15 protein-coding genes are annotated in these 21,083 nt (G+C 62.1%); 11 read left to right on the plus strand and 4 right to left on the minus strand.

Annotated features, from left to right (window positions below):
* The first annotated feature begins 147 nt into the window (after positions 1-147).
* The 7 genes from AC3WP7_RS24295 to AC3WP7_RS24325 all read left to right on the plus strand — a co-directional run bounded on the left by AC3WP7_RS24295 (position 148) and on the right by AC3WP7_RS24325 (position 7,592).
* A complete protein-coding gene (locus AC3WP7_RS24295; RefSeq protein ID WP_003174327.1) occupies positions 148-1,107 on the plus strand; it encodes an AAA family ATPase in 960 nt (319 codons plus the stop codon).
* Positions 1,108-1,112: 5 nt separating this feature from the next.
* The gene (locus AC3WP7_RS24300; protein WP_071487949.1) at positions 1,113-2,045 is read left to right on the plus strand and encodes a DUF58 domain-containing protein; all 933 of its coding nucleotides are present in this window, start codon (positions 1,113-1,115) and stop codon (positions 2,043-2,045) included.
* The gene (locus AC3WP7_RS24305; protein ID WP_071487950.1) at positions 2,042-2,536 is read left to right on the plus strand and encodes a DUF4381 domain-containing protein; all 495 of its coding nucleotides are present in this window, start codon (positions 2,042-2,044) and stop codon (positions 2,534-2,536) included. The genes AC3WP7_RS24300 and AC3WP7_RS24305 overlap by 4 nt, the downstream gene beginning before the upstream one ends.
* Positions 2,529-3,617, plus strand: a complete 1,089-nt coding sequence (locus AC3WP7_RS24310; protein WP_102592598.1) for a vWA domain-containing protein — start codon at positions 2,529-2,531, stop codon at positions 3,615-3,617. The genes AC3WP7_RS24305 and AC3WP7_RS24310 overlap by 8 nt, the downstream gene beginning before the upstream one ends.
* Positions 3,614-5,353, plus strand: coding sequence for a tetratricopeptide repeat protein (locus tag AC3WP7_RS24315; protein ID WP_102592599.1), 1,740 nt, complete (start codon positions 3,614-3,616; stop codon positions 5,351-5,353). The genes AC3WP7_RS24310 and AC3WP7_RS24315 overlap by 4 nt, the downstream gene beginning before the upstream one ends.
* Entirely contained in the window at positions 5,350-6,990 is a 1,641-nt protein-coding gene (locus AC3WP7_RS24320) for a BatD family protein (protein ID WP_102592600.1), read from the plus strand. Before AC3WP7_RS24315 ends, AC3WP7_RS24320 begins: the two co-directional genes overlap by 4 nt.
* Before the next feature lie 74 nt (positions 6,991-7,064).
* Positions 7,065-7,592: a hypothetical protein gene (locus AC3WP7_RS24325; RefSeq protein ID WP_093121213.1), complete on the plus strand. Its 528-nt coding sequence runs from the start codon at positions 7,065-7,067 to the stop codon at positions 7,590-7,592.
* A 58-nt stretch (positions 7,593-7,650) separates the two neighbouring features.
* Here AC3WP7_RS24325 and AC3WP7_RS24330 read toward each other — a convergent pair whose 3' ends face one another.
* Positions 7,651-8,031, minus strand: a complete 381-nt coding sequence (locus AC3WP7_RS24330; protein WP_146012703.1) for a hypothetical protein — start codon at positions 8,029-8,031, stop codon at positions 7,651-7,653.
* A 426-nt stretch (positions 8,032-8,457) separates the two neighbouring features.
* Here AC3WP7_RS24330 and AC3WP7_RS24335 point away from each other — a divergent pair, with 426 nt between their 5' ends.
* Genes AC3WP7_RS24335 through AC3WP7_RS24345 form a run of 3 tightly spaced genes read left to right on the plus strand, consistent with a single transcriptional unit; the run spans position 8,458 to position 13,924 of the window.
* Positions 8,458-9,699: an exonuclease SbcCD subunit D C-terminal domain-containing protein gene (locus tag AC3WP7_RS24335; RefSeq protein WP_102592601.1), complete on the plus strand. Its 1,242-nt coding sequence runs from the start codon at positions 8,458-8,460 to the stop codon at positions 9,697-9,699.
* Positions 9,696-13,334, plus strand: a complete 3,639-nt coding sequence (locus tag AC3WP7_RS24340) for an AAA family ATPase (RefSeq protein ID WP_102592602.1) — start codon at positions 9,696-9,698, stop codon at positions 13,332-13,334. The genes AC3WP7_RS24335 and AC3WP7_RS24340 overlap by 4 nt, the downstream gene beginning before the upstream one ends.
* A complete protein-coding gene (locus AC3WP7_RS24345) occupies positions 13,331-13,924 on the plus strand; it encodes a glutathione S-transferase (protein WP_102592603.1) in 594 nt (197 codons plus the stop codon). The genes AC3WP7_RS24340 and AC3WP7_RS24345 overlap by 4 nt, the downstream gene beginning before the upstream one ends.
* A gap of 128 nt (positions 13,925-14,052) precedes the next feature.
* Here AC3WP7_RS24345 and AC3WP7_RS24350 read toward each other — a convergent pair whose 3' ends face one another.
* From AC3WP7_RS24350 to AC3WP7_RS24360, 3 genes are all read right to left on the minus strand, one after another.
* The gene (locus AC3WP7_RS24350) at positions 14,053-14,232 is read right to left on the minus strand and encodes a hypothetical protein (protein ID WP_058424118.1); all 180 of its coding nucleotides are present in this window, start codon (positions 14,230-14,232) and stop codon (positions 14,053-14,055) included.
* Positions 14,233-14,388: 156 nt separating this feature from the next.
* Positions 14,389-15,564, minus strand: coding sequence for a lactonase family protein (locus AC3WP7_RS24355; protein WP_102592604.1), 1,176 nt, complete (start codon positions 15,562-15,564; stop codon positions 14,389-14,391).
* Positions 15,551-15,838, minus strand: coding sequence for a DUF5629 family protein (locus AC3WP7_RS24360; protein ID WP_092244220.1), 288 nt, complete (start codon positions 15,836-15,838; stop codon positions 15,551-15,553). Before AC3WP7_RS24360 ends, AC3WP7_RS24355 begins: the two co-directional genes overlap by 14 nt.
* A gap of 141 nt (positions 15,839-15,979) precedes the next feature.
* Between AC3WP7_RS24360 and AC3WP7_RS24365 the strand changes: the two genes are divergently transcribed.
* Positions 15,980-20,893: a dermonecrotic toxin domain-containing protein gene (locus tag AC3WP7_RS24365; RefSeq protein WP_102592605.1), complete on the plus strand. Its 4,914-nt coding sequence runs from the start codon at positions 15,980-15,982 to the stop codon at positions 20,891-20,893.
* Positions 20,894-21,083: the final 190 nt, after the last annotated feature.

The raw sequence follows: 21,083 nt of genomic DNA on the forward strand, positions 1-21,083 counted from the left end.
CGCGTTCCCACACACATTTCCTACAAGATTTGCCAAAAATACCCGTCACGCCGTTAGTCGCCACCCCCCTCGATGCTTTAAAGTAGACGCCCCAGGTCTTGGCATTTTTCACAACGCCAAGGCTCATCTCTCCAGGAACCGTCATCGATGGAACATCGTGAAGCGCTGCTTGCGCTGCGAACCTTTCTTTCTACGCAGATTCTCGGCCAGGAAAAACTCATCGATCGCCTGTTGATCGCCTTGCTCGCCGACGGCCATATGCTGGTGGAAGGCGCGCCAGGCCTGGCCAAGACCAAGGCCATCAAAGAGTTGGCCGAAGGGATCGAAGCGCAGTTCCATCGTATCCAGTTCACCCCCGACCTGTTGCCCGCCGACATCACCGGCACCGAAATCTATCGCCCGGAAACCGGCAGCTTCGTGTTCCAGCAGGGCCCGATCTTCCACAACCTGGTGCTGGCGGACGAAATCAACCGCGCCCCGGCCAAGGTGCAATCGGCCCTGCTGGAAGCCATGGCCGAGCGCCAGGTCAGCGTCGGGCGCAGTACCTATGACCTGTCGCCGCTGTTCCTGGTGATGGCCACGCAAAACCCCATCGAACAGGAAGGCACCTACCCCCTGCCGGAGGCCCAGCTCGACCGTTTCCTGATGCACGTCAAGATCGGCTTCCCCGACGCCGCCGTGGAGCGACGCATCCTGCAACAGGCCCGTGGCGAAGCGCTCAACGGCGAAACCAAGCCGGAACGTCGCGTCAGCCAGCAGGCGATCTTCGCCGCACGCAAGGAAATCCTCGGCCTGTACATGGCCGACGCGGTGGAGGAATACCTGGTGCAACTGGTCATGGCCACGCGCACGCCGGCCAAATTTGATCCGGAGATGGCCGAGTGGATCGCCTACGGCGCCAGCCCTCGCGGCTCCATCGCCCTCGACCGCTGCGCCCGCGCCCATGCCTGGCTGGCCGGTCGCGACTTCGTCAGCCCGGAAGACATCCAGGCGGTGCTGTTCGACGTGCTGCGCCATCGCATTATCCTGTCGTTCGAAGCCGAAGCCGCCGGCATCGACCAGGACCGCGTGGTGCAACGCATTCTCGACGTCGTTGCCGTCGCTTGAAACCCATGAACGCAGGCGATGGCATCCGCATCACGCTCAGCGAGTTGATCGAGATGCGCCATCGCGTGCGCGAAGTGCAGCTGTTTTCCACCCCAAGCCAGCGCAGCCCGCTGATCGGCCTGCACCACTCCAAACTGCGCGGACGCGGTGTGGACTTCGACCAGGTGCGCGTGTACCAGGCCGGGGACGATGTGCGCACCATCGACTGGCGCGTGACGGCGCGCACCCAGGAGCCGCACACCAAGCTGTTCCATGAAGAGCGCGAGCGGCCCATCTTCATCATGGTGGAGCAAAGCTGCCGGCTGTTTTTCGGCTCCGGGCAAATGTTCAAGTCGGTGCTGGCGGCACAGGCGGCCAGCCTGATCGGCTGGGCCGCGCTGGGCCACAACGACCGCGTGGGCGGGCTGGTGTTCGGCGATAGTGAGCACTACGAAATCAAGCCCCGGCGCAGCAAACAAAGCCTGCTGCAATTGCTCAACCGCCTGGTGCGAGTCAACCAGAGCCTGAACACCGAGAGCCGCCCCGAAGCCGACGCCCTCGGCATGGCCCTGCGCCGTGGCCGCGAAGTGCTGCGCCCCGGCAGCCTGGTGATTGTGATCTGCGATGAACGCGCGCTGACCGAGGGCGCCGAGCAACAACTCAGCCTGCTGTCACGCCACTGCGACCTGTTGCTGCTGCCGATCTCCGACCCGCTGGACCACGCCCTGCCCGCCGCCGGGCTGTTGCGCTTCGCCGAACGCGGCGCCCAGCTGGAACTGGACACACTCAACTTCGACCTGCGCCAGGCCTACAAGGCCCAGGCCGAAGCGCGCATTGCCCGCTGGGAACTGCTCGCGCAGAAACTGCGTGTGCTGTTGATGCCTTTGAGCACCCAGAGCGAAATGGTCGAGCAATTGCGCGAATACCTCAACCCGCAACGCCCGGTTAAAAAACAATGAGCAGCCTGGACCAACTGCAACCGCTGATCGCCCCGCCCGCCATCGGCTTCTGGCCGCCTGCGCCAGGTTGGTGGCTGTTGCTGCTGGTGATTCCGCTGCTCGGTTGGGGCCTGTGGTCCCTGCGCCGTTTCCTGCCGGCCCGCCGCCCCGTGGCTCGCGCCGAACAACCGCTGGACCCGCTGCGCATTGCCGCCCTGGCGGAACTGGCGCTGATGCCCAAACCCTACGACGGCGCGCCTGCCGGCGCCTGGCTGCAACAGCTCAACGGCCTGCTCAAGCGCCTGTGCCGCAACGACTACCCCTACAGCCAGAGCCACACCCTCAACGGCCGCAAATGGCTGGCGTTCCTCGACAACCGCTGCCCTGCCGCCGGCCTCACGCGCTGGATGGTGCTGGTGGAAGGCGCCTACAAACCCGAATGCAGACTCGACGACAAGGCCATCGCCGGCCTGACCCAAGCGGTCGATACCTGGATTCGCAAACATGTTTGAGTTCGCCTGGCCGTGGATCTTTGCCCTGTTGCCATTGCCCTGGTTGATGCGCCTGGTGCTGCCCGCCGCCGACAGTGGTGAGCCCGCATTGAAAGTCAGCTACCTCAGCGACCTCGAAGGCCTGGCCCGCCGCCGCGCCCGCGTCAACCTGCCGGGCTGGCGCCAGCAAGCGCCCTTCGTGGTGCTGTGGTTGCTGCTGTTGACCGCCGCCGCACGCCCGGAATGGCTCGGTGAGCCACTGCCCATCGCCGCCAGTGGCCGCGACCTGCTGGTGGCGGTGGACGTGTCCGGCTCCATGGATTTTCCCGATATGAACTGGCAGGACGAAGACGTGAGTCGCTTGAGCCTGGTCAAGCACCTGCTCGGCGACTTTCTTGAGGGCCGTGAGGGTGATCGCGTCGGCCTGATCCTGTTCGGCAGCCAGGCCTACCTGCAGGCACCGCTGACGTTCGACCGCCGCACCGTGCGCACCTGGCTGGATGAAGCGCGCATCGGCATTGCCGGCAAGAACACTGCGATTGGCGATGCCATCGGCCTGGCCTTGAAACGCCTGCGCCAGCGTCCGGCGCAGAGCCGCGTGCTGATCCTGGTCACTGACGGCGCCAACAATGCCGGGCAGATCGACCCGCTGACCGCTGCGCGCCTGGCGGCCGAAGAAGGCGTGAAGATCTACCCCATCGGCATCGGCGCCGACCCGGAGCAAACGGGTTCCCTGGGCATCCTTGGCGTCAACCCGAGCCTGGACCTCGACGAACCGGCGCTCAAGGCCATCGCCGAAGCCACCCACGGCCAGTACTTCCGAGCACGTGATGGCGAAGAGTTGCAAGCGATCAAGCAAACCCTCGACAAGCTCGAACCTGTCGAACAACAACCCACCCAGGCGCGGCCCGCCCTGGCCTTGTACAGCGCGCCGCTGGCCCTCACGCTGGTGCTGAGCATGTTGCTGGTGATCCAGGAACGTTGGCCGAACAACGCCCTGCAACGCGTGTTCAATAAGCTGTCGAGCAAGGGGATTTTCCTGCAGCAACACCCGGAATGGCGCCAGCGCCTCAAACGCCTGCGTTTGCGGAGGCGTCGATGATCGACCTGTGGCCGCACTGGTTCCGTCCCTGGTGGTTGTTGCTGTTGCCGTTGCTCGGCTGGCTGCTGTGGCATCTGTGGCACCGGCAAAAGCGCGCCGGACGCTGGCAAATGATCCTGCCGCCGGCCTTCCACGCGGTATTGCTCAGCGGTGGCAACGGCCGCGAGAGCAAATCGCCCTGGGTGGTGCTGGGCATTGCCTGGTTGTTGGCAGTGCTGGCGTTGCTCGGCCCCAGTTGGCAAAGAGTCGAGCAGTCCAGCCAGAAACCGTCCGACCCATTGGTGGTGCTGCTGGAGCTGACCCCGGAAATGCTCGCCACCGACAGCCCGCCCAACCGCCTGGAGCAGGCGCGGCGCAAGCTGTACGACCTGTTGCAGGCGCGCACCGATGCGCAAACCGCCATTGTCGTCTATGCCGGCAGCGCCCACACGCTGGTGCCGCTGTCGGACGACCTGGCCACCAGCCGCAACCTGCTGGAGGCCTTGCGTCCCTCGATCATGCCCGAACCCGGCCACCGCGCCGACCTGGCCGTCGAGAAGGCCCTGGGTCTGCTCAAACAAGGCGGCCTCGGCCAGGGCCGCCTGTTGCTGATCGGTTCTTCGCTGTCCAAACAGGAGCGCCAGGGCATCCGCCTATTGCTGCAAAGCGGCCAGGCGCCGAGTTTGTCGATCCTCGGCATCGGCAGCCGCGAGGGCACGCCGGTGACCCAGGAAAGCGGCGAGTTCCTCAAGGACGAACAAGGCGCGATCCTGGTGCCGCGCCTGGACAGCCCGACCCTCAAGGCCTTCGCCAGCGAAATGGGTGGCCGCTACCGCGCTGCGCGGCTGGACGACAAGGACCTGCGCCAGCTCGGCGTGCTCGACCCACCGCAAACCCTGCGCAACGACGGCCGTTTGCTGCACCTCGACACCTGGGCCGACCAGGGCTACTGGCTGCTCCTGCCGCTGTTGCTGCTGGCCGCCTGCGCCGGTCGGCGCGGCTGGCTGTTCTGCCTGCCGTTGCTGCTGTTGATTGCACCGCAACCCAGCTACGCCTTCGGCCTGCAAGACCTGTGGCTGCGTCCCGACCAGCAGGGCCAATATCTGCTGAAGAAAAAACGCCCCGCCGAAGCCGCCGAACACTTCCAGGACCCGCAGTGGAAGGGCGTGGCGCTTTACGAGGCCGGCAACTATGCCGAGGCCATCAAGCTGTTTGCCGAAGGCAATGACGCCTACTCCCACTACAATCGGGGCAATGCGCTGGCAAAATCCGGGGAACTGGAAGCCGCTATCGACGCCTACGAGCAAGCCCTCGAAGCCCAGCCCGACCTGCAACCGGCGCTGAAAAACAAAGCGCTGGTAGAAACCCTTATGCAGGAACAGGCCCAGCCGGAGCCGTCTCCTGCGGCAAAAAACGAGGATGACGAAACCACCCAACCCGGCCAAACTGCGCAACCGGGCGCCACTGGGCAAAACGCCACAGGCGGCGAACAGTCATCCCAAGGCCAGGGTGAAGCCGGCACTGGCGACACCGAGCCCGGCAACGCGCCGCAAACCGCGGGCAATGAAGTACCGGGCAGCGAACTGGGCGACGAACAGACCACCACCCCACCGCTGCGGCCTAGCGATGCCAGCCTCGACGGTGAACATCGCCAGGCCCTGGAGCAATGGCTGCAGGAGATCCCGGACAACCCCGGCGAACTGCTGCGCCGCAAATTCTGGTACGAACAGCAACAACATCAGGACAAGACTCGATGAGCCGCCGCACCACCCTACTGCTTCTGCTCGCCTTGTCGGCCGGCCACGCCCAGGCGGCGAGCCTGGTCGCCAGCGTCGACCGCAGCCGCGTCAACTCCGGGGAAACGGTGGAACTGACGGTGGAGTCCAGCGACGTCACTCAGTTCGGCAAACCCGACCTGTCGCCGCTGGATGCGCAGTTCGAAGTCAGCGGCACGCGGCAGATCAACCAACTCACCACGCTGGGCGGCGACAACCACGCCACCACGCGCTGGATCATCACCCTGCTGCCCAGGGAAAACGGCACGGTGGTCATCCCGCCCCTGCAAGTGGGCGAACACAAGACCCAGCCGATCAGCCTGCAAGTGGTGGAGACCGCCAGCCAGAACACCGCTGCCGAGCTGGCGCCGGTATTTATCGAGGCCAACCTCGACCAGACCAGCGTCTATGTCCAGGCCCAGGCGCTGTTGACCGTGCGCGTCTACCACTCGGTGTCGCTGTATGACGACAGCAGCCTCACGCCGTTGCAGATTGCCGATGCGCGTGTGGAGCAGTTGGGCGAGTCGCGCACCTATGAAAAGGTCATCAACAGCATCCGCCACGGCGTGATCGAGACCCGCTACGCGATCTACCCGCAGCACAGCGGCACATTGGCGATCCCGACGCAGACCTTCAGCGCGACCCTGGTGGAATCGCGCCCGCCCCAGGAAAACACCCTGCAAGGCACCAAGCCGGGCAAGTTGATCCACGTGAGTTCCGCAGAGCTGCCGCTGGTGGTCAAACCCAAACCGGCGCTGTATCCCGCCGATGCGCCGTGGTTGCCGGCACGCAGCCTGACCTTGAGCGAACACTGGAACCCGGAGCCCGAGCATGTGCAGGTCGGCGACTCCCTGACCCGCAGCCTTACGGTCAAGGCCGAGGGTCTTTCCAGCGCACAACTGCCGGCGCTGCCCAGCACCGAAACCAACGGCCTGCGTCGTTACCCGGACCAGCCGGTGCTCGGCAACCAGACCAGCGACCATGGCCTGATCGGCAGCCGCGAAGACCGCGAGGCCCTGGTGCCCACTCGCGCCGGCAATCTGGAACTGCCCGCCGTGGACGTGGTGTGGTGGAACACCCACGAAGACCACCTCGAACGCACCAGCCTGCCAGCGCGCACCTTGCAGGTCGCCATCAACCCGAGCCTGGCCGTGGATACCCCCGCTACGCCGACGGTGATCACCGCACCGGACGATGAACGCCTGTGGCTGTGGCAACTGAGTACGCTGATCCTGGCCTGCACCACCCTGCTGGGTTTTGGCCTGTGGTGGCGTGCACGTCGGCAACCGGCCGTGCAGCGCGCCGCACAGACCGGCCCGAGCCCGCGCACGCTGCTCGACGACCTTAAACGCGCCACCCAGGCCAACGACCCCCAAGCCACCCGCCAGGCCCTTGACGCCTGGGCGCGGCAACAGCCGGAAACCCTGGCGGATATGGCGGCGCGGTTTGTGCCGCTGTCGGACGCGTTGGACGGCTTGAATGGTGCACTGTATAGCGAGAGCGGGCATTTCTGGTTGGGTGAAGACCTGTGGCGTGCGGTGAAGGCGATTCCGATAGCTGAGCGCGAACCGGACCCGGCGGCGGATACCACCAGCCTGCCGCCGCTGTATCCCAAGTAGCCAAGGTCACTACTCAAGATAGGACAGGCATGGCCGATAAAGCCATGTAGCTTTCGATTAATGGAGTTTTTAAAATGGCCATTACGTTGAATGTTTCCTATCCGCCATTAAGTAAGCAGACAGATGCTTATACCATCAAAAATCCGCAGCAAGTCACGAATGCATTCACCATTACCGAAGCCTCCGAGGCGGCGGATACATTGAAGCTTGGCGATCAGGAGAAGATCAGTCAGCTTAAGGAGTTTTTGAAAGATTATGATATGACGTCAATCAGTACCGCAGAATTGAAGAAAGTTGGCAGACGGCTTTTTGACGACGGAATGATCAGTGAGCGTGCATTTGGAATGTTCATTTCTGGTGACGGCGCATCCGATGCCAATGGGCGCCAGACAAATACCCATGTGAAATTTAACGGCATAGCGTTATTCAACGAACAACTGGAAGACACGGTAGCTTATTTTAAAACTGATCCACGAATCAGCAAGCGCGATGGTGCCATGGACCATTTACGAAGCATGGTCGAGGCCAATCAAGCTATCAATGCGCTGGCCTACTTCGTAAAATCAACGCATAGTAATTTATCAGTCAATGAGCGTGCTTAAATGCACAGCGTGAAGCACAGTGCGTCGGGGACTGCCCTGACGCACTGCCTTTAACCCCTCAGCGACCGTACCTGATCGTACCTGAGTAGGATTTCGGTGTCGCTTCGTTGTTTTTCAGCCTGACTCGATAGTTACCAAACGGGCCTGAGTACGAGGCGTTACTGCCTATACTGAAAGTTTCCTTTTTCCAGGTCCCGCCTACTTCACGCTCGATAAAAATCCCAGGAGTACTTCCAGCCCCTCCTACTGTGACCATTGCATCAATACTCGCCCCGTAACAGCCGTTGGCGGAGGTTATTGCGAATGGACCATGAGCAGTAATTTCCTCCTCAGGCGGTATAATTCCATTGTAACTATCAGTGATATAGAGGCATAGCGCAGAGGCTGGCATGGCAATCAACATCAATACAGCAAGCGGCAATGCAATAAGGCTTTTCATAATAATCTCCATCCATATTAAGAAAACACAAAAGCGCATCACACGAGGAGCGCGTTACTTGACCACTCCACGCTTGCCAGACTGCATGAATTTTTTATCAAAGTAAGCCAGCTGCTTCCTAAATCCTGGAAGGAAAGTCCTGTCATTTTTTAGTGTCGGAATAAGTAAGGCGATTCCTAATCCTGCCGCCCACTTATGGGATCGGCATTTAATAACATTTTGCTTTGCGTTTTTTCAGAGAAATATTCTAACCCTTGGCACGGAGCGGGCTTGCTCGCGAAGGCGATGTGTCAGATAGAAATGCACTGACTGACCCACCGCCATCGGGAACAAGCCGCCTCCCACATTGAATCTGTATCGCCTGGGGCAGCATGGTCGCATTACAGGTAAACTCCCCTCCTTTTCATCTATTCCACGGAGTTCGCCTTGCGTCTGTTTCACACCTCCGACTGGCACCTGGGGCAAAACCTCCACGGCCAGGAACGCGACTTCGAACACGCCTGTTTCCTCGAATGGCTGCTGGGCCAACTCAAGACCCATCAGCCGGACGCTCTGCTCATCGCCGGCGATATCTTCGACACGGTCAACCCGCCGCTCAAGGCCCAGGAGCGGCTGTATGACTTCATCATCAGCGCCCACGAACAAACCCCCAAGCTGACCATCGTGATGATCGCCGGCAACCACGACTCCGGCTCACGTATCGAGCTGCCGGCACCGTTGATGCGCCGCCTGCACACCCATGCCCTCGGCCGCGTGCTGTGGCTGGACGATGGCCAGCTCGACGCCGAACGGCTGCTGATCCCTCTGCCCGACGCCAAAGGCAAGGTTGCCGCGTGGTGCCTGGCGCTGCCCTTTTTGCGCCCGGCGGAAGTCACCGGCGCGCACCTGGGTGACGACTACCTGCGGGGTATCGGCCAGGTGCATGAATGGCTGATCGCCGCGGCCAATGCCAAGCGCAAAAAAGGCCAGGCGCTGATTGCCATCAGCCATGCGCACATGGCCGGTGGTTCGGTGTCGGAAGACTCCGAGCGCAGCCTGATCATCGGCAATGCCGAGGCGCTGCCGGCCAGCCTGTTCGATAAAAGTGTCGGCTATGTTGCCCTCGGCCATTTGCACAAGCCGCAAAAGGTCAATGGCGAAGAACGTATTCGCTACAGTGGCTCGCCGATCCCACTGTCGTTTTCCGAAATCGGCTACAAGCACCAGATCCTCGATGTGGTGTTCCAGGGCCAATGCCTGGTGAGCGTCGAACCCATCCTGATCCCGCGTTCGGTCGACCTGCAACGTCTGGAAGCCGCGCCCCTGGCGGATATCCTCAAGGCCCTGGCCGAGTTGCCGGACATCGACCTGCTGGCTGAAACCCAACGCCACCCCTGGTTCGAAGTGCGCGTCCTGCTCGACGAACCGCAGCCCGACCTGCGTCAGCAAATCGAAGCCGCGCTGCAAGGCAAGGCTGTGCGCCTGGTGCGCATCGCTGCCGAGTACGCCGGCAAGGGCCCCCGTGAGGACGAAGGCGACGACCGCCTGATCGAACTCGACCGGCTCACGCCCCAGGAATTGTTCAGCCGCGCCTGGCAGGACAGCTACGGCAGCGAGGTGGATGAACAGACCTTGAAGGACTTCGCCGTGTTGCTCCAGGAAGTGCAGCAAGAGGAGGAACAGCCATGAAGATCCTTGCCATCCGCCTGAAAAACCTCGCGTCCCTGGCCGGCCCGTTCGAGATCGACTTCACCGCCGAGCCCCTGGCCAGCGCCGGGTTGTTCGCAATCACCGGGCCGACCGGCGCCGGTAAAAGCACCTTGCTCGATGCCTTGTGCCTGGCGTTGTTTGGCGCCGTGCCACGCCTGGGTGATACCGGCCAGGCGAAGATGCCGGATGCCGACAGCGACATCTCCATCGGTGACCCACGTACCCTGCTGCGCCGCGGCACCGGTGGCGGTTATGCCGAGGTGGATTTTGTCGGCGTCAGTGGCCGCCGCTACCGCGCGCGCTGGGAAGCCAATCGCGCGCGCGACAAGGCCAGCGGCAAGTTGCAGAACAGCCGCCAGAGCCTGATCGACCTGGACAGCGACCAACTGCTGGCCAGCCAGAAAACCGAATACAAGACCCAGCTGGAATTGGCCCTGGGCCTGAACTTCGAACAGTTCACCCGCGCCGTGTTGCTGGCGCAGAGCGAGTTCAGTGCGTTCCTCAAGGCCAAGGACAACGAGCGCAGCGAACTGCTGGAAAAGCTCACCGACACGGCCCTGTACACCCAGCTGGGCCGGCGTGCCTTCGACAAGGCCAAAGAGGCCCGGGATGCGCACAAACAGTTGCAGGACCAGGCCACCGGCGTGGTGCCCCTGGCCCCTGAAGCCCGTGCCGAGCTCGATCAACAATTCGATGCCGCGCAGCAGCAACTCAAGGTCCATCAAGCCCAACTCAAGCAGTTGGAGCTTCAGCACACCTGGCTCAAGGAACTGCGTGAATGGCAGGAACGCCAACTCGCCGCCACCGAACAGCTGCAGCAGGCGCAGGCCGATTGGAATAACCAGGACGCGCAACGCCAGGACCTGGGCCGCCTGGAACAGTTGGCGCCGCAGCGTCATCTGTTCGTGCGCCAGGCGGAACTCGGCACACAGCTGGCGCCGTTGGCGGCGCAGATTCAGTCCCATACGCGGCAACAAGCCGAATTGCAGGCCCGCCAGGATCAGGCCCGGCAGCAACTGGCCAGCGCGCAAACCGCCTTGGCGCAAGCCCTGAAAAACCAGGCCGATGCCGCGCCTTTGCTGCGCCAGGCGTTCGACGAACACAGCACCCTCACCCACTTGACCAAAGAGCTGGCCAAGCGCACCGAGGACAAACAGCAACACGCAAGCGCCTGCACCGAAGGCCAGGCCCGGCTCACCGGCCTGCTGGAAAAACAGAGCGAAGTCGCAGAGCGCCTGCAACGCCTGGCCACCGAGCTTGAGCGCAGCGCCGCCCTCGCGCCCTTGAGTGATGCGTGGACCGCCTACCGCGACCGCCTGCAACAACTGATGCTGATCGGTAACCGCCTGAATAAAGGCCAGGCCGAACTGCCGCAATTGGAGCAACGTGCAACCCGCGCCGCCGAACAGTTAACCCAGCAACGCGAAGCCCTGGACTTGCTGTACCAGGAGGCCGGTGCCGAACCTCACGCCGTGGCCGAGCAAATCCAATTGCTGGCCAGCCTGCTGCAAGACAATCGCAAACAGCAGCGTGCCTTCGAAGACCTGACGCGCCTGTGGGACCACCAGCAACAGCTGGATCAGCAAGCCGCTGGCCTGACGCAAAAGCTCACCGTGGCCCAACAGCAACGCGAGCAGTTGAACCAGACCGGCTTGCAAACCAAGGCCGAACTGACGGTGGCCGAACAAACGCTGAACGTGACCAGACAACTGCTGGAACGCCAGCGCCTGGCCCGCAGTGCCAGCGTCGAGGAGTTGCGCGAGCAGTTGCAGGACGATCAGCCCTGCCCGGTGTGCGGCAGCCACGAACACCCGTACCACCAGCCCGAAGCCCTGCTGCAAAGCCTCGGTCGTCATGACGAAAACGAAGAAGCCAGCGCGCAGAAAGCGGTGGACACCCTTAAGGAAAAACTCACCGAGTTGCGTGGCGAAGTGGGCGGTTTGATCGCCCAGCAAAAGGAATACCTGCAACAGCAGGAACACCTGGCGACGCAACAGCAAGCGCTGAAACCGAGCCTGGATGCACACCCGCTGTCCGCGTCGCTGTTCAATCAGGAACCGGCCAAGCGCAGCGCCTGGCTTGAGCAGCAACTGGGCCAGTTGACCCAAAGCATCACCCAGGATGAACAGCGCCAAGGCGCCCTGCTCAACCTGCAACAAAACGCCGGGCGCCTGCAGCAACAACTGCAAGCCGCCCAGGAAGCAAGCCAACAGGCCCGTCAATTGCTGGTGGACCAGCAGCGCGAGTTGGCCAGCGACCGCGAACGCCTTGAGCAGGAACTGAGTGCCTTCGCCAGCCTGCTGCCCGCAGACACCTTGGAAGGTCTGCGCGCCGAGCCCGCTGCCACCTTTATGCAGCTGGACCAGCAGGTCAGCCAGCGCCTGGAACAACTGGGCCATCAGCGCGACGAATTGGCCGAGCAACAAGAGCGTCAACAGGCGATCGAGAAGGAACAGACCCACCAGCAGCATCGCCAACAGCAACTCGACGCCCTGCTCCAGCAAGTCACCGAACTGGCGACCCAACAGCAAGCGGCTCAGGAAAAACTCAACGCGTTGCTCGGTGAACACACCAGCGCCGAGCGGTGGCAGCAACAGTTGGAACACGCCGTGACACAGTCACGCCAGAGCGAAACCGACGCCAACCAACAACTGCAGGACATCCACAACACCCTGATCCAACTGGCCGCCGACCTCAAGGCCCAGCAGGAACGCGAGCAGGCATTGCAGGCCGAACAGCACAGCCTCGACATGCGCCTGCACGACTGGCGCGCGCTGCACCCGGAACTCGACGACGCCGGCCTCGACCGTTTGCTGGCCTACGACGATGCCCAGGTCAGCCACTTGCGCCAGCAGTTGCAACACAGCGAGAAAGCCGTCGAACAGGCCAGGGTCCTGCTGCAAGAACGTGAGCAACGCCTCGCCGAACACCAAGCCCAGCACAATGGCAACTTCGAAGCCGATGAACTGGACACCGCCCTGGCCACGCTCAACCAACAGTTGGCCGAGGCCGAGAAACACTGCGCCGAACTGCGCGCGCGCCAGTCCGAAGACCAGCGCCGCCAGGACGCCAACCAGGCCTTTGCCGAACAGATCGCCAAGGCGTATGACGAATGGCAACGCTGGGCGCGCCTGAACGCACTGATCGGCTCAGCCACCGGTGACACCTTCCGCAAGATCGCCCAGGCCTACAACCTCGACCTGCTGGTGCACCACGCCAACGTGCAATTGCGCCAACTGGTGCGCCGCTATCGCCTCAAGCGCGGCGGCAGCATGTTGGGGCTACTGGTGATGGACACGGAAATGGGCGACGAACTGCGCTCGGTGCACTCGTTGTCCGGCGGCGAAACCTTCCTGGTGTCACTGGCGTTGGCCTTGGGCCTGGCGTCGATGGCATCCAGCACCTTGAAGATCGAGTCGCTGTTTATCGATGAAGGCTTCGGCAGCCTGGACCCGGAATCGCTGCAACTGGCGATGGACGCGCTGGACGGTTTGCAGGCCCAGGGGCGCAAGGTGGCGGTGATTTCCCACGTGCAGGAAATGCACGAACGCATCCCGGTACAGATCCAGGTCAAGCGTCAGGGCAATGGCTTGAGCACCTTGGAGGTCAAGTGAGCGAGACGCTGCTGTATTCGTTCCGGCTTTGCCCGTATGCGATACGGGCGCGCCTGGCCTTGCGTTACTCGGGCGTGCCCGTGCGGATCATCGAGGTGAGCCTGAAGGCCAAGCCGGCCGAGATGCTGGCATTGTCGCCCAAGGGTACGGTGCCGGTACTGAGCGTTGACGGACGCGTGATTGAAGAGAGCCTGGAGATCATGCAATGGGCCCTGGCCCAGCACGATCCGGATGATTGGCTGCTGCAGGGTGACCCGGCGGTATTGGCACTGATTGCCGAGAACGACCAGGGTTTCAAGTATCACTTGGATCGATACAAGTACGCCGACCGCTACCCGGAACACCCGATGGAACATTATCGGGCCGAGGGCGAGGCGTTCTTGCAGAAGCTGGAAGGCCTGCTGGGGGAACGCGCCTACTTGCTGGCAGAGCATCCGAGCCTGGCGGACATGGCCCTGGCGCCGTTTGTACGCCAGTTTGCCCATGTGGATCGGGAGTGGTTCGCCGGGACGCCGTATCAACGGTTACAAGCCTGGCTTCAGCGCGTCCTTACTTCACCGCTATTTATCGCCGTGATGACAAAACCCTGAGGCCGGCACAATCAAATGTGGGAGAGGGCTTGCCCCCCGATGACGGTGGATCAGTCAGCTAATCTGTAGCTGACCCACTGCTATCGGGGGCAAGCCCTCTCCCACATTTGATCTCAGTGACCTACCGCTTAGTGCTGGGTCTTGTGATCCAGTGCGGCGTAGAAGTTGGCACTCTGTTGCAAGTATTTCTGGGTATAGGCGCTGGTGCTGGATTTTTTGCCGGTGACTTCCACGCTGGCTGCGGCAGGCAGGGCAACGGTGGCGGAAACAGCGGAAGCGGCGATGATGGAGAAGAGGTTCAGATTCATGTCGGTAACCCTTGTGTTCGTTTGGTTGAGTGGCCGGGGAAGGCCTTGGAACCAAACTTACGCCCGAGGGCTGAACCTTAGAAATGCTTTGAAACAGTAGCCGCTATTAACAGAATTAATAGAAAGGGTCAGGCCCCGCACGGCGGGGCCTGTGGCTTATTGACGCACCAGGAACTTGAGGTCGCTGGGGGCATCGATCGGCAATTTCTGCACGGTTTTACCCAGCAGGCCGGTTTTGGGGGCGCGTTCGACCACGACGATTTCGTTGCTTTTCTGATTGGCGATCAGCAGGAACCGACCGCTGGGGTCCAGGCTGAATTCGCGTGGGTGGTCACCGTCCACCGAGCGACGTTGCAATTGCGTGAGGTGCGCGGTGGCCGGATCGATGCTGAACACCAGCAACTGGTTGGCCGTGCCACGGTTGCTCACGTAGAGGAATTGGCCGTCACTGGAGGCGTGCAACGCGGCACCGGCCTTGTCGGACACCGGTTGGCCGGCGGCGAAGTCCACCAGCTGCGTCTGGGTCAACTGGCCATCCTTGTAGTCGAACACTGCCACCTGCGCACTCATCTCGGTGGTCAGCCAGGCGTGCTTGCCATCGGCGCTGAACAACAGGTGACGCGGGCCGCTGCCTGGCGGCAGTTGCACCGAGGCCGGATTGGCCGGGGTCAATGGCAGCTCATGGTTGGCCTTGGGGTCGTAGCGGTAGGCAAACAGCTTGTCCGCCCCCAGGTCCTGTACAAACACGTACTTGCCATCCGGCGACGACACCACCGAGTGCACATGGTTGGACGCCTGGCGCTCAGGGTTCACGCGGCTGGCCGGGTGCCCGCTCAGTTGCACCGGAGGCGACAGCTTGCCCGTGGCATCGACCGGCAGCACCGCCAAGCTGCCACCCGGGTCCTCCACGACCGAATAGTTGGCGACGAACAGGTAGCGCCCATCAGCGGCCAAACTGGAATGGGTCGGCTCGTTGCCCAGGCTCTGCACCTGGTTGATCAGGGTCAATTGGCGAGTCTGCGGATCGATGCTGTAGCTGCTGACGCGCCCGACCGGGTCCTTCTGGCCGGGGCCGTTCTCGTTGACCACGAACAGGTGCTTCTGGTCCTTGGAGATTGTCAGCCAGGACGGGTTGGCCGCTTTGGCCGCGAGCACCGGTTTACCGCTGAACTGGCCTGTGCGGCTGTCAAACTTCAGGCGATAGATCCCTTCACTGCTGCCGGCGGTGTAGCTGCCCACCAACAGTTCATAGGTATCGGCGGGCGCGGCTTGCACCGACATCGCTCCCACGCTGCCGGCCATCAGCAGCGGCCAGAATTTACGCATCATCATCCGCTTCATCCTCGTCGTTATTGTTGCCGGTGAAGGCGCTCATGCAGATCAGGCGGTGCTCGCCCGAATCACCGGTAAGGGTCCAGCTTTGCAAGGTGTCATCGAACGTCGCGGCGTTGACCTGTTCCAGGCTGAAACGCCAGCGTTTTTCTGCACGGCCGTCCATGGCGGTGATCAGCAGTTTTTCGTTGTCGAGTTCAAAATCAAAGGCATGCAGCCCATCGATTTCAAGCATGTCGCTGGTTTCAAGGACGGCAGGCAAATTCTCAGTCATCACAGTCTTTCATCAGGTTCAAAGCGCTAATCATAGGCCAGTTTGCCGCCAGGGCCTAAAACCATAGCGGGCTACCGCATGGCGACAACGCTGGGCATTACCTTGCAAGGACGCACTCTTATCCGACATCAAGGAACCCATATGCCTGTACAGCCCCCCGCCCCAGCGGCAAACCCCACGCGACAAGCGATTGCAGCGCAATTTCTCGGGCGCCCCACTTTGCGCACCGTCACCGCGCAAATGCTGGGCACCCACCTGGTGGAGAAGTACCCGCCCCTGACACTGCCCGTCGCCGACCTTCGGCTGGCCGTCCCCCGCGAAGGCGGCGGCCGCGCCCTGCTGCCGTTGCTGGACGTTGCCCTGGACCATATCGCCGACGGCAGTTTCCCCGAGCTGACGGCACGCCAGAACCTGGATTGCTACCTGAGCGATGCCACTGGCACCCGGCTCGGTTCTCATGAGAACGGAGAGCGCCGCGACTTCGACCTGCGGGTTATCGAAGCCCTCATCCGGGAGCTGCCACGGGTGCTGTTCATCGGTTTTCAAGAAGCCTTGGCTGCGTACTGGGGACAGGACAGCGACGCAGGGAGCGTCCGCTGGAAGTGGCTGGCCGATGTGCTGCAAGGTGTGTTGCTCGAGGTCGCCACACGCCAGACCGGCCTCGCTGCCCAGCACATTGAAATACTCAGCGCGTTGAACCGTTATCCCGACCGGGCATCGCGCACGCTCAGCCCCGCCCCCGCCAACGAGGTCCACGCCTACACCTTGGAAACCCACTTGCAACGCGCCGGCAAGCGGCTGACCGTACAAGGCACCGAGATCTTGGTGGTGCGCGGTAAGCAAGCACTGCTTTTTCGCCTGAACGGTGAGATCCAGACCTACCCCGACCTGGAAACCTTCGGCCAGGCGTGGGGCGAGCAGTTGCAACAGCGCTTCATGGCCGAGCGCATCACCTGGCAGCAGTACGAACCCGACGGCAATATTTTCGAAGTGCAAGCGGCGCTCATCCTGAACCAGCAGTTGGACGATCTCGCGACTCTCCAGCTTCCCGCCCAATCCACGCGGCAAGCAGTGGAACGCCTGTTTGCCGTCACCACCGACCCTGCGCAGTGGCTGGCGCCATCAAACGCCACGTCGCCGGCAACGGTGGCGGCCATCCAGGCCGCCCTGCCGGATCATCTGCAAGCCACCAGCGCCGCCAACCGCCTGGCCTACCGACACACCCTGCTGGAAAACGCCAGCCTCAAGCGCCAGACCCTTGGCGACGCCGACTTCGATAGCCTGGAAACACTGCGCGGCTATGCCACCGCGCATGTGAACCAGCAACTGTGCATGGACCGTGCGGTTGCCCAGGGCGGACTGCGCGCCTGCACCCATGAAGCGCTGGCGACCGGCTACGATGCTGGCGATCTGGAACTGACCTTTCATGTGCCGGTCGGTATCCTCGAAGGCGGTTACGTCGAACCGGTCGTCATGAACCTGGTCGACCTGGCCCTGAAGAACCTGTCGGGCCGCCCCAAAGGCCGCATGACAATACGCCACGTCAAAGGCCGCGCGATCGAAGCCTGGCTGACACCCGACTACCTCCTTCAACTGGTCCAGCGCGTCGACATCGGCAAAAACTACCCCGCTTACCTGCGCCGGGAGCTGATGGGGCAGACCGAAGCGGCACGCAAACGTCAACGCCTGTTCGAGCAACTGCGCCCCCTGCATCTGAAAACCCAGGCACTGGAGCGTTTGATCAAGGGCGAAGCCGGCCTCACCCAGCGTGGTTTCGAGTGTGTGAAAGCGCTGGTCAACCCCAACCCGCTGGAGCGCCGGGTCAATGTCGAGGATATTGTCATCCGGCCGCTGGCCTTTGTACGCAAGCCAGGCGCCACCGCGGATGTGGTGCGCAATATGTTCGTCATCGAACCCCGCGACACGCAGTCGGGACCGCACCTGCTGTATCGACCGGCCTATGCCGAGGCGCTGCTGGAATACCCCAATCGCCAGCAGTTGCTGGCGGCCATCGTGCAACCCGGCGACCTGCAGGAGAGCGTACTGACCTGGTTGCCGGACCAGGCCAGGGCGGTCTACAGCAACGGCGGTTTCAACGAGCCTCACTACGTGCGCATCGGCATGGGCTCGGAGTTCGACAACCTGCCCAGCGTGCCAAAGCCCGCCGAGCTGGCCGGTGCCGACGACGAAAGCAACGATGAAATAGGCCTGGCGCTGCGCAACGGCAGCCTCATGGAATATCTGTTCGGCAGTGAAACACAGCAACTGGTGGACCAGGCCGAAAGGGAGTCGACCTCCAACAGTGAAAGCCGCTGGGCGCTTATCCTTGAAGGCCTGCAACTGGGATTCAACACCCTGCTGCTGGTTGTACGCGGCCCCATGGCGGCAGTCGGTTGGCTGATGCAGGCCATGCATGGCGTAGTGAAGGACCTGCCGGCACTGGAGAGTGCCGATCCCACAGCCAGGGAGCTGGCGTGGATTGATCTGCTGCTCAATATCGGCATGGCGATGTTGCATCACGGATCGACCGGCGCGTCGCACGAAGAATCCCAGCGCGATGAACAGGCCACGATCCCTTTGCCCTTCAAGCACCCACTGCCAGGCCAGCGTCTGATCAGGCCGGCGGTGGTTGAACGAGGCGCTGTCGGCCTGCCTTCCGAGCCACCGGGGGGTGGTCGCACGCTGTTGGACTTTGATCGCTCCCTGGCCGGCGATGGCGCCTCGGCGGCGCTTTTCGAGCGACTGCGGGCCGTCAATGTGCCCTGGCCCACGCCGGCTCCCGAACCGGTCAATCTCGGGCCCTATCGGGGTTTGTACAAGATCAACGACCAATGGCATGCCTCGGTGGGAGGCTTGTTGTTCAGGGTCAACATCGTGCCGGGTTTCGGTGAAGTCTTTATCATTCACCCGCTCAAACCGGATCACCCGGGCATCAAGCTGAAAACCGACGGCAACGGCCATTGGACGCTGGACCGTGGTCTCAAGTTGCAGGGGGGCGGACGCAAGCGGTTGCAGGAGCTGCGCCATGAAAAACAACTTGAGAACGAAAGGTTGAAGGATCGCTTGCTCCAGCTCGCTCAGGAGGCGCAGTACCTCATGGTCCCCATTGATCAGGCAGGAGCGCAACTGGCATCCGCCCTCAAGGGCCTGGAGAAACAACTCAAGACCCTGCGAATCATTCAGGATCTGCTGCTCAAGGCTTCGCAAACCCAGCGTCCAGACCTGGAAATACGCCAACAGACTGAAATCTCCGAGTACAAACGCCTTCGCAACCAGTTTGGTGTATTGCTGCAGCACCTCGAAACTCAACTGTCCGAATCCCTGCCCGTGCGCTTTGAGTTGGCCACCTTGACCCGCCAGCTGGAGGCCGCCGCCATTGCCGACCTGCCCCTGATCAATGCGTCAACCATCCTGAAAGAGCTCTGGAACCAACAGTTGTTCCTCCACAAGATGCAATTGGAAGCGTTGGATTTTCATACCGCTACCGAGGCGGGCGAGCCATTGGCGGCATGGCACGAACGGATGCAACCGCGAATCGTCGCGGGAGACTTGACCCTCGTCGACGAAAACCTGCGGATGGTCACCGGTTACATCGACTACCTCGAACACATGGCCGCGCATTCCGCCACCATGGAAGCCACCCTCCAGCATCTGGGACAAGCGTCCGCTGCAGCGCGCGCGGTACGGCAGGAACTGCTGGCAGGCATTCCAATCGTTGAATTGTTTTTCTCCGACAACCTCAAGCTCAGCGCGCTGGAACTGCTTGCCAGCCTGAGCCAACTACGCTTCAAGATGCCTTCATCACTGTCTGCGTTGCAGTGGTATTACAAGGCGCGTTATCAGGTGTGCGGGCTGGACATAGGCCTGAAATCCCACATCGAGGTACGCAGCAGTACCGAATACCCGTTGGCCGAGCAACGCAATGTCTACGAGACAGTTCTCGATAAATACCAGCAGGCCGAGTTCGCCCTGAGGGCCCTCAAGACGCTGAAGCCCGATGCCTTGGGGCCCGAAGCCGAACGTGTGCTCAAGGGCCTCGAATTCGCCAGGGCGTTGGCGCAAAACGAACTGGAGGCGGTGGTCAGAGAACAGGAAGACCTCAAGGTCGAACTGCCACTGTCCAAGACACTGCGTGCCAAGCCCCCGGCAAAGCGCGTGTTCAAGACCCGCAAAAAGGAATACCTGATCGGAGAGTTCAAGCCCGCCGACGCGCATAACGGCGAGGAACACATCACCATCACCGACACGTTGCTGGGCAAGACCCTGGCTTCGTATAACCAGCATACGGACGGTTGGGCCCCCATCGACGAGGCAACCACCTCGACGCCGGCCCCGCAGCTTCGCTCACTCGCGACCCTCAAGAGTGAAGCCCAGGGATTGATCGGACAACGCCAGGACCTGGAGCAATTGGTCGCGGCGGACCAGGCGAAACTGGACAACCCCCTCACTCGCCAGGATGCCAATCCCGGCGAATGGGACACGCTGCTCAACGCGCAAGCCGAAAAACTTACCCAACTCGCCAATGAAATCAAACGCGACCATCTCGATGCACCCACGGCCCAGAACCTGATTGACGAATGCCTGGCGCAAGCCAAGGACATCAATCGCTGGGCACAGCGCATCTGCAGCGATGCCTACAAACGCCAGTGGCCGACAATGGAAAGCGTCGCCTACCTCTGGGACCACCAGCAGATCGATATCAACCTCACGAGCCAGGCCGACCCGCAACGCCCGACCCTCAGTGGAGACTTCTTCACCGAATACGCGGTGTACGACAAGGCGCAAAAACCGCCGGTGGTGTTGTGGTACGCCCATTTCCACTACGCCACCGCCGACGCGCCGCCCGATGGCTATACGCGGGCCCATCTGAAATTGCCGGAGCAACGCAAACTCACCCAGAAGGATTTGCTCAAGGCCCATGTGCAGGATTACCTGAGCCGCGTGAAAGACCCGGGCAGCGAACCCGTGACGAAAATCGTCTACGTGCTCATCACTCCACCGCTGGACAACCTGTTCCTCAAGATAGCGCCCAAGCCCAAGGGTGTTCAGGCGTGAACAAGGCCGGCTGACCAGAGGATGGGGTATTAGCGTGGTCGCCAGCGGGTACGACGGTCGACGTGGCGGTCACGTACCCGTTGGCGCCGTCTGTTCACACACTGAAACAGGCGCGCTCAAGCGCGGTACGACAAGGCTTGGCAAACGTGTCGGCGGCGACTCGACACAGTTCAAAACGCTTTTTCGAAAC

This window comes from Pseudomonas sp. FW305-3-2-15-C-LB1, from assembly GCF_058787615.1.

What these genes read in the sequence shown, in the direction of transcription:
- AC3WP7_RS24330 (WP_146012703.1), bottom strand. Translation starts at nt 8,031, where the DNA reads ATGAAAAGCCTTATTGCATTGCCGCTTGCTGTATTGATGTTGATTGCC.
- AC3WP7_RS24325 (WP_093121213.1), top strand. Translation starts at nt 7,065, where the DNA reads ATGGCCATTACGTTGAATGTTTCCTATCCGCCATTAAGTAAGCAGACA.
- AC3WP7_RS24365 (WP_102592605.1), top strand. Translation starts at nt 15,980, where the DNA reads ATGCCTGTACAGCCCCCCGCCCCAGCGGCAAACCCCACGCGACAAGCG.
- AC3WP7_RS24310 (WP_102592598.1), top strand. Translation starts at nt 2,529, where the DNA reads ATGTTTGAGTTCGCCTGGCCGTGGATCTTTGCCCTGTTGCCATTGCCC.
- AC3WP7_RS24295 (WP_003174327.1), top strand. Translation starts at nt 148, where the DNA reads ATGGAACATCGTGAAGCGCTGCTTGCGCTGCGAACCTTTCTTTCTACG.
- AC3WP7_RS24350 (WP_058424118.1), bottom strand. Translation starts at nt 14,232, where the DNA reads ATGAATCTGAACCTCTTCTCCATCATCGCCGCTTCCGCTGTTTCCGCC.
- AC3WP7_RS24305 (WP_071487950.1), top strand. Translation starts at nt 2,042, where the DNA reads ATGAGCAGCCTGGACCAACTGCAACCGCTGATCGCCCCGCCCGCCATC.
- AC3WP7_RS24320 (WP_102592600.1), top strand. Translation starts at nt 5,350, where the DNA reads ATGAGCCGCCGCACCACCCTACTGCTTCTGCTCGCCTTGTCGGCCGGC.
- AC3WP7_RS24315 (WP_102592599.1), top strand. Translation starts at nt 3,614, where the DNA reads ATGATCGACCTGTGGCCGCACTGGTTCCGTCCCTGGTGGTTGTTGCTG.
- AC3WP7_RS24340 (WP_102592602.1), top strand. Translation starts at nt 9,696, where the DNA reads ATGAAGATCCTTGCCATCCGCCTGAAAAACCTCGCGTCCCTGGCCGGC.
- AC3WP7_RS24355 (WP_102592604.1), bottom strand. Translation starts at nt 15,564, where the DNA reads ATGATGATGCGTAAATTCTGGCCGCTGCTGATGGCCGGCAGCGTGGGA.
- AC3WP7_RS24360 (WP_092244220.1), bottom strand. Translation starts at nt 15,838, where the DNA reads ATGACTGAGAATTTGCCTGCCGTCCTTGAAACCAGCGACATGCTTGAA.
- AC3WP7_RS24300 (WP_071487949.1), top strand. Translation starts at nt 1,113, where the DNA reads ATGAACGCAGGCGATGGCATCCGCATCACGCTCAGCGAGTTGATCGAG.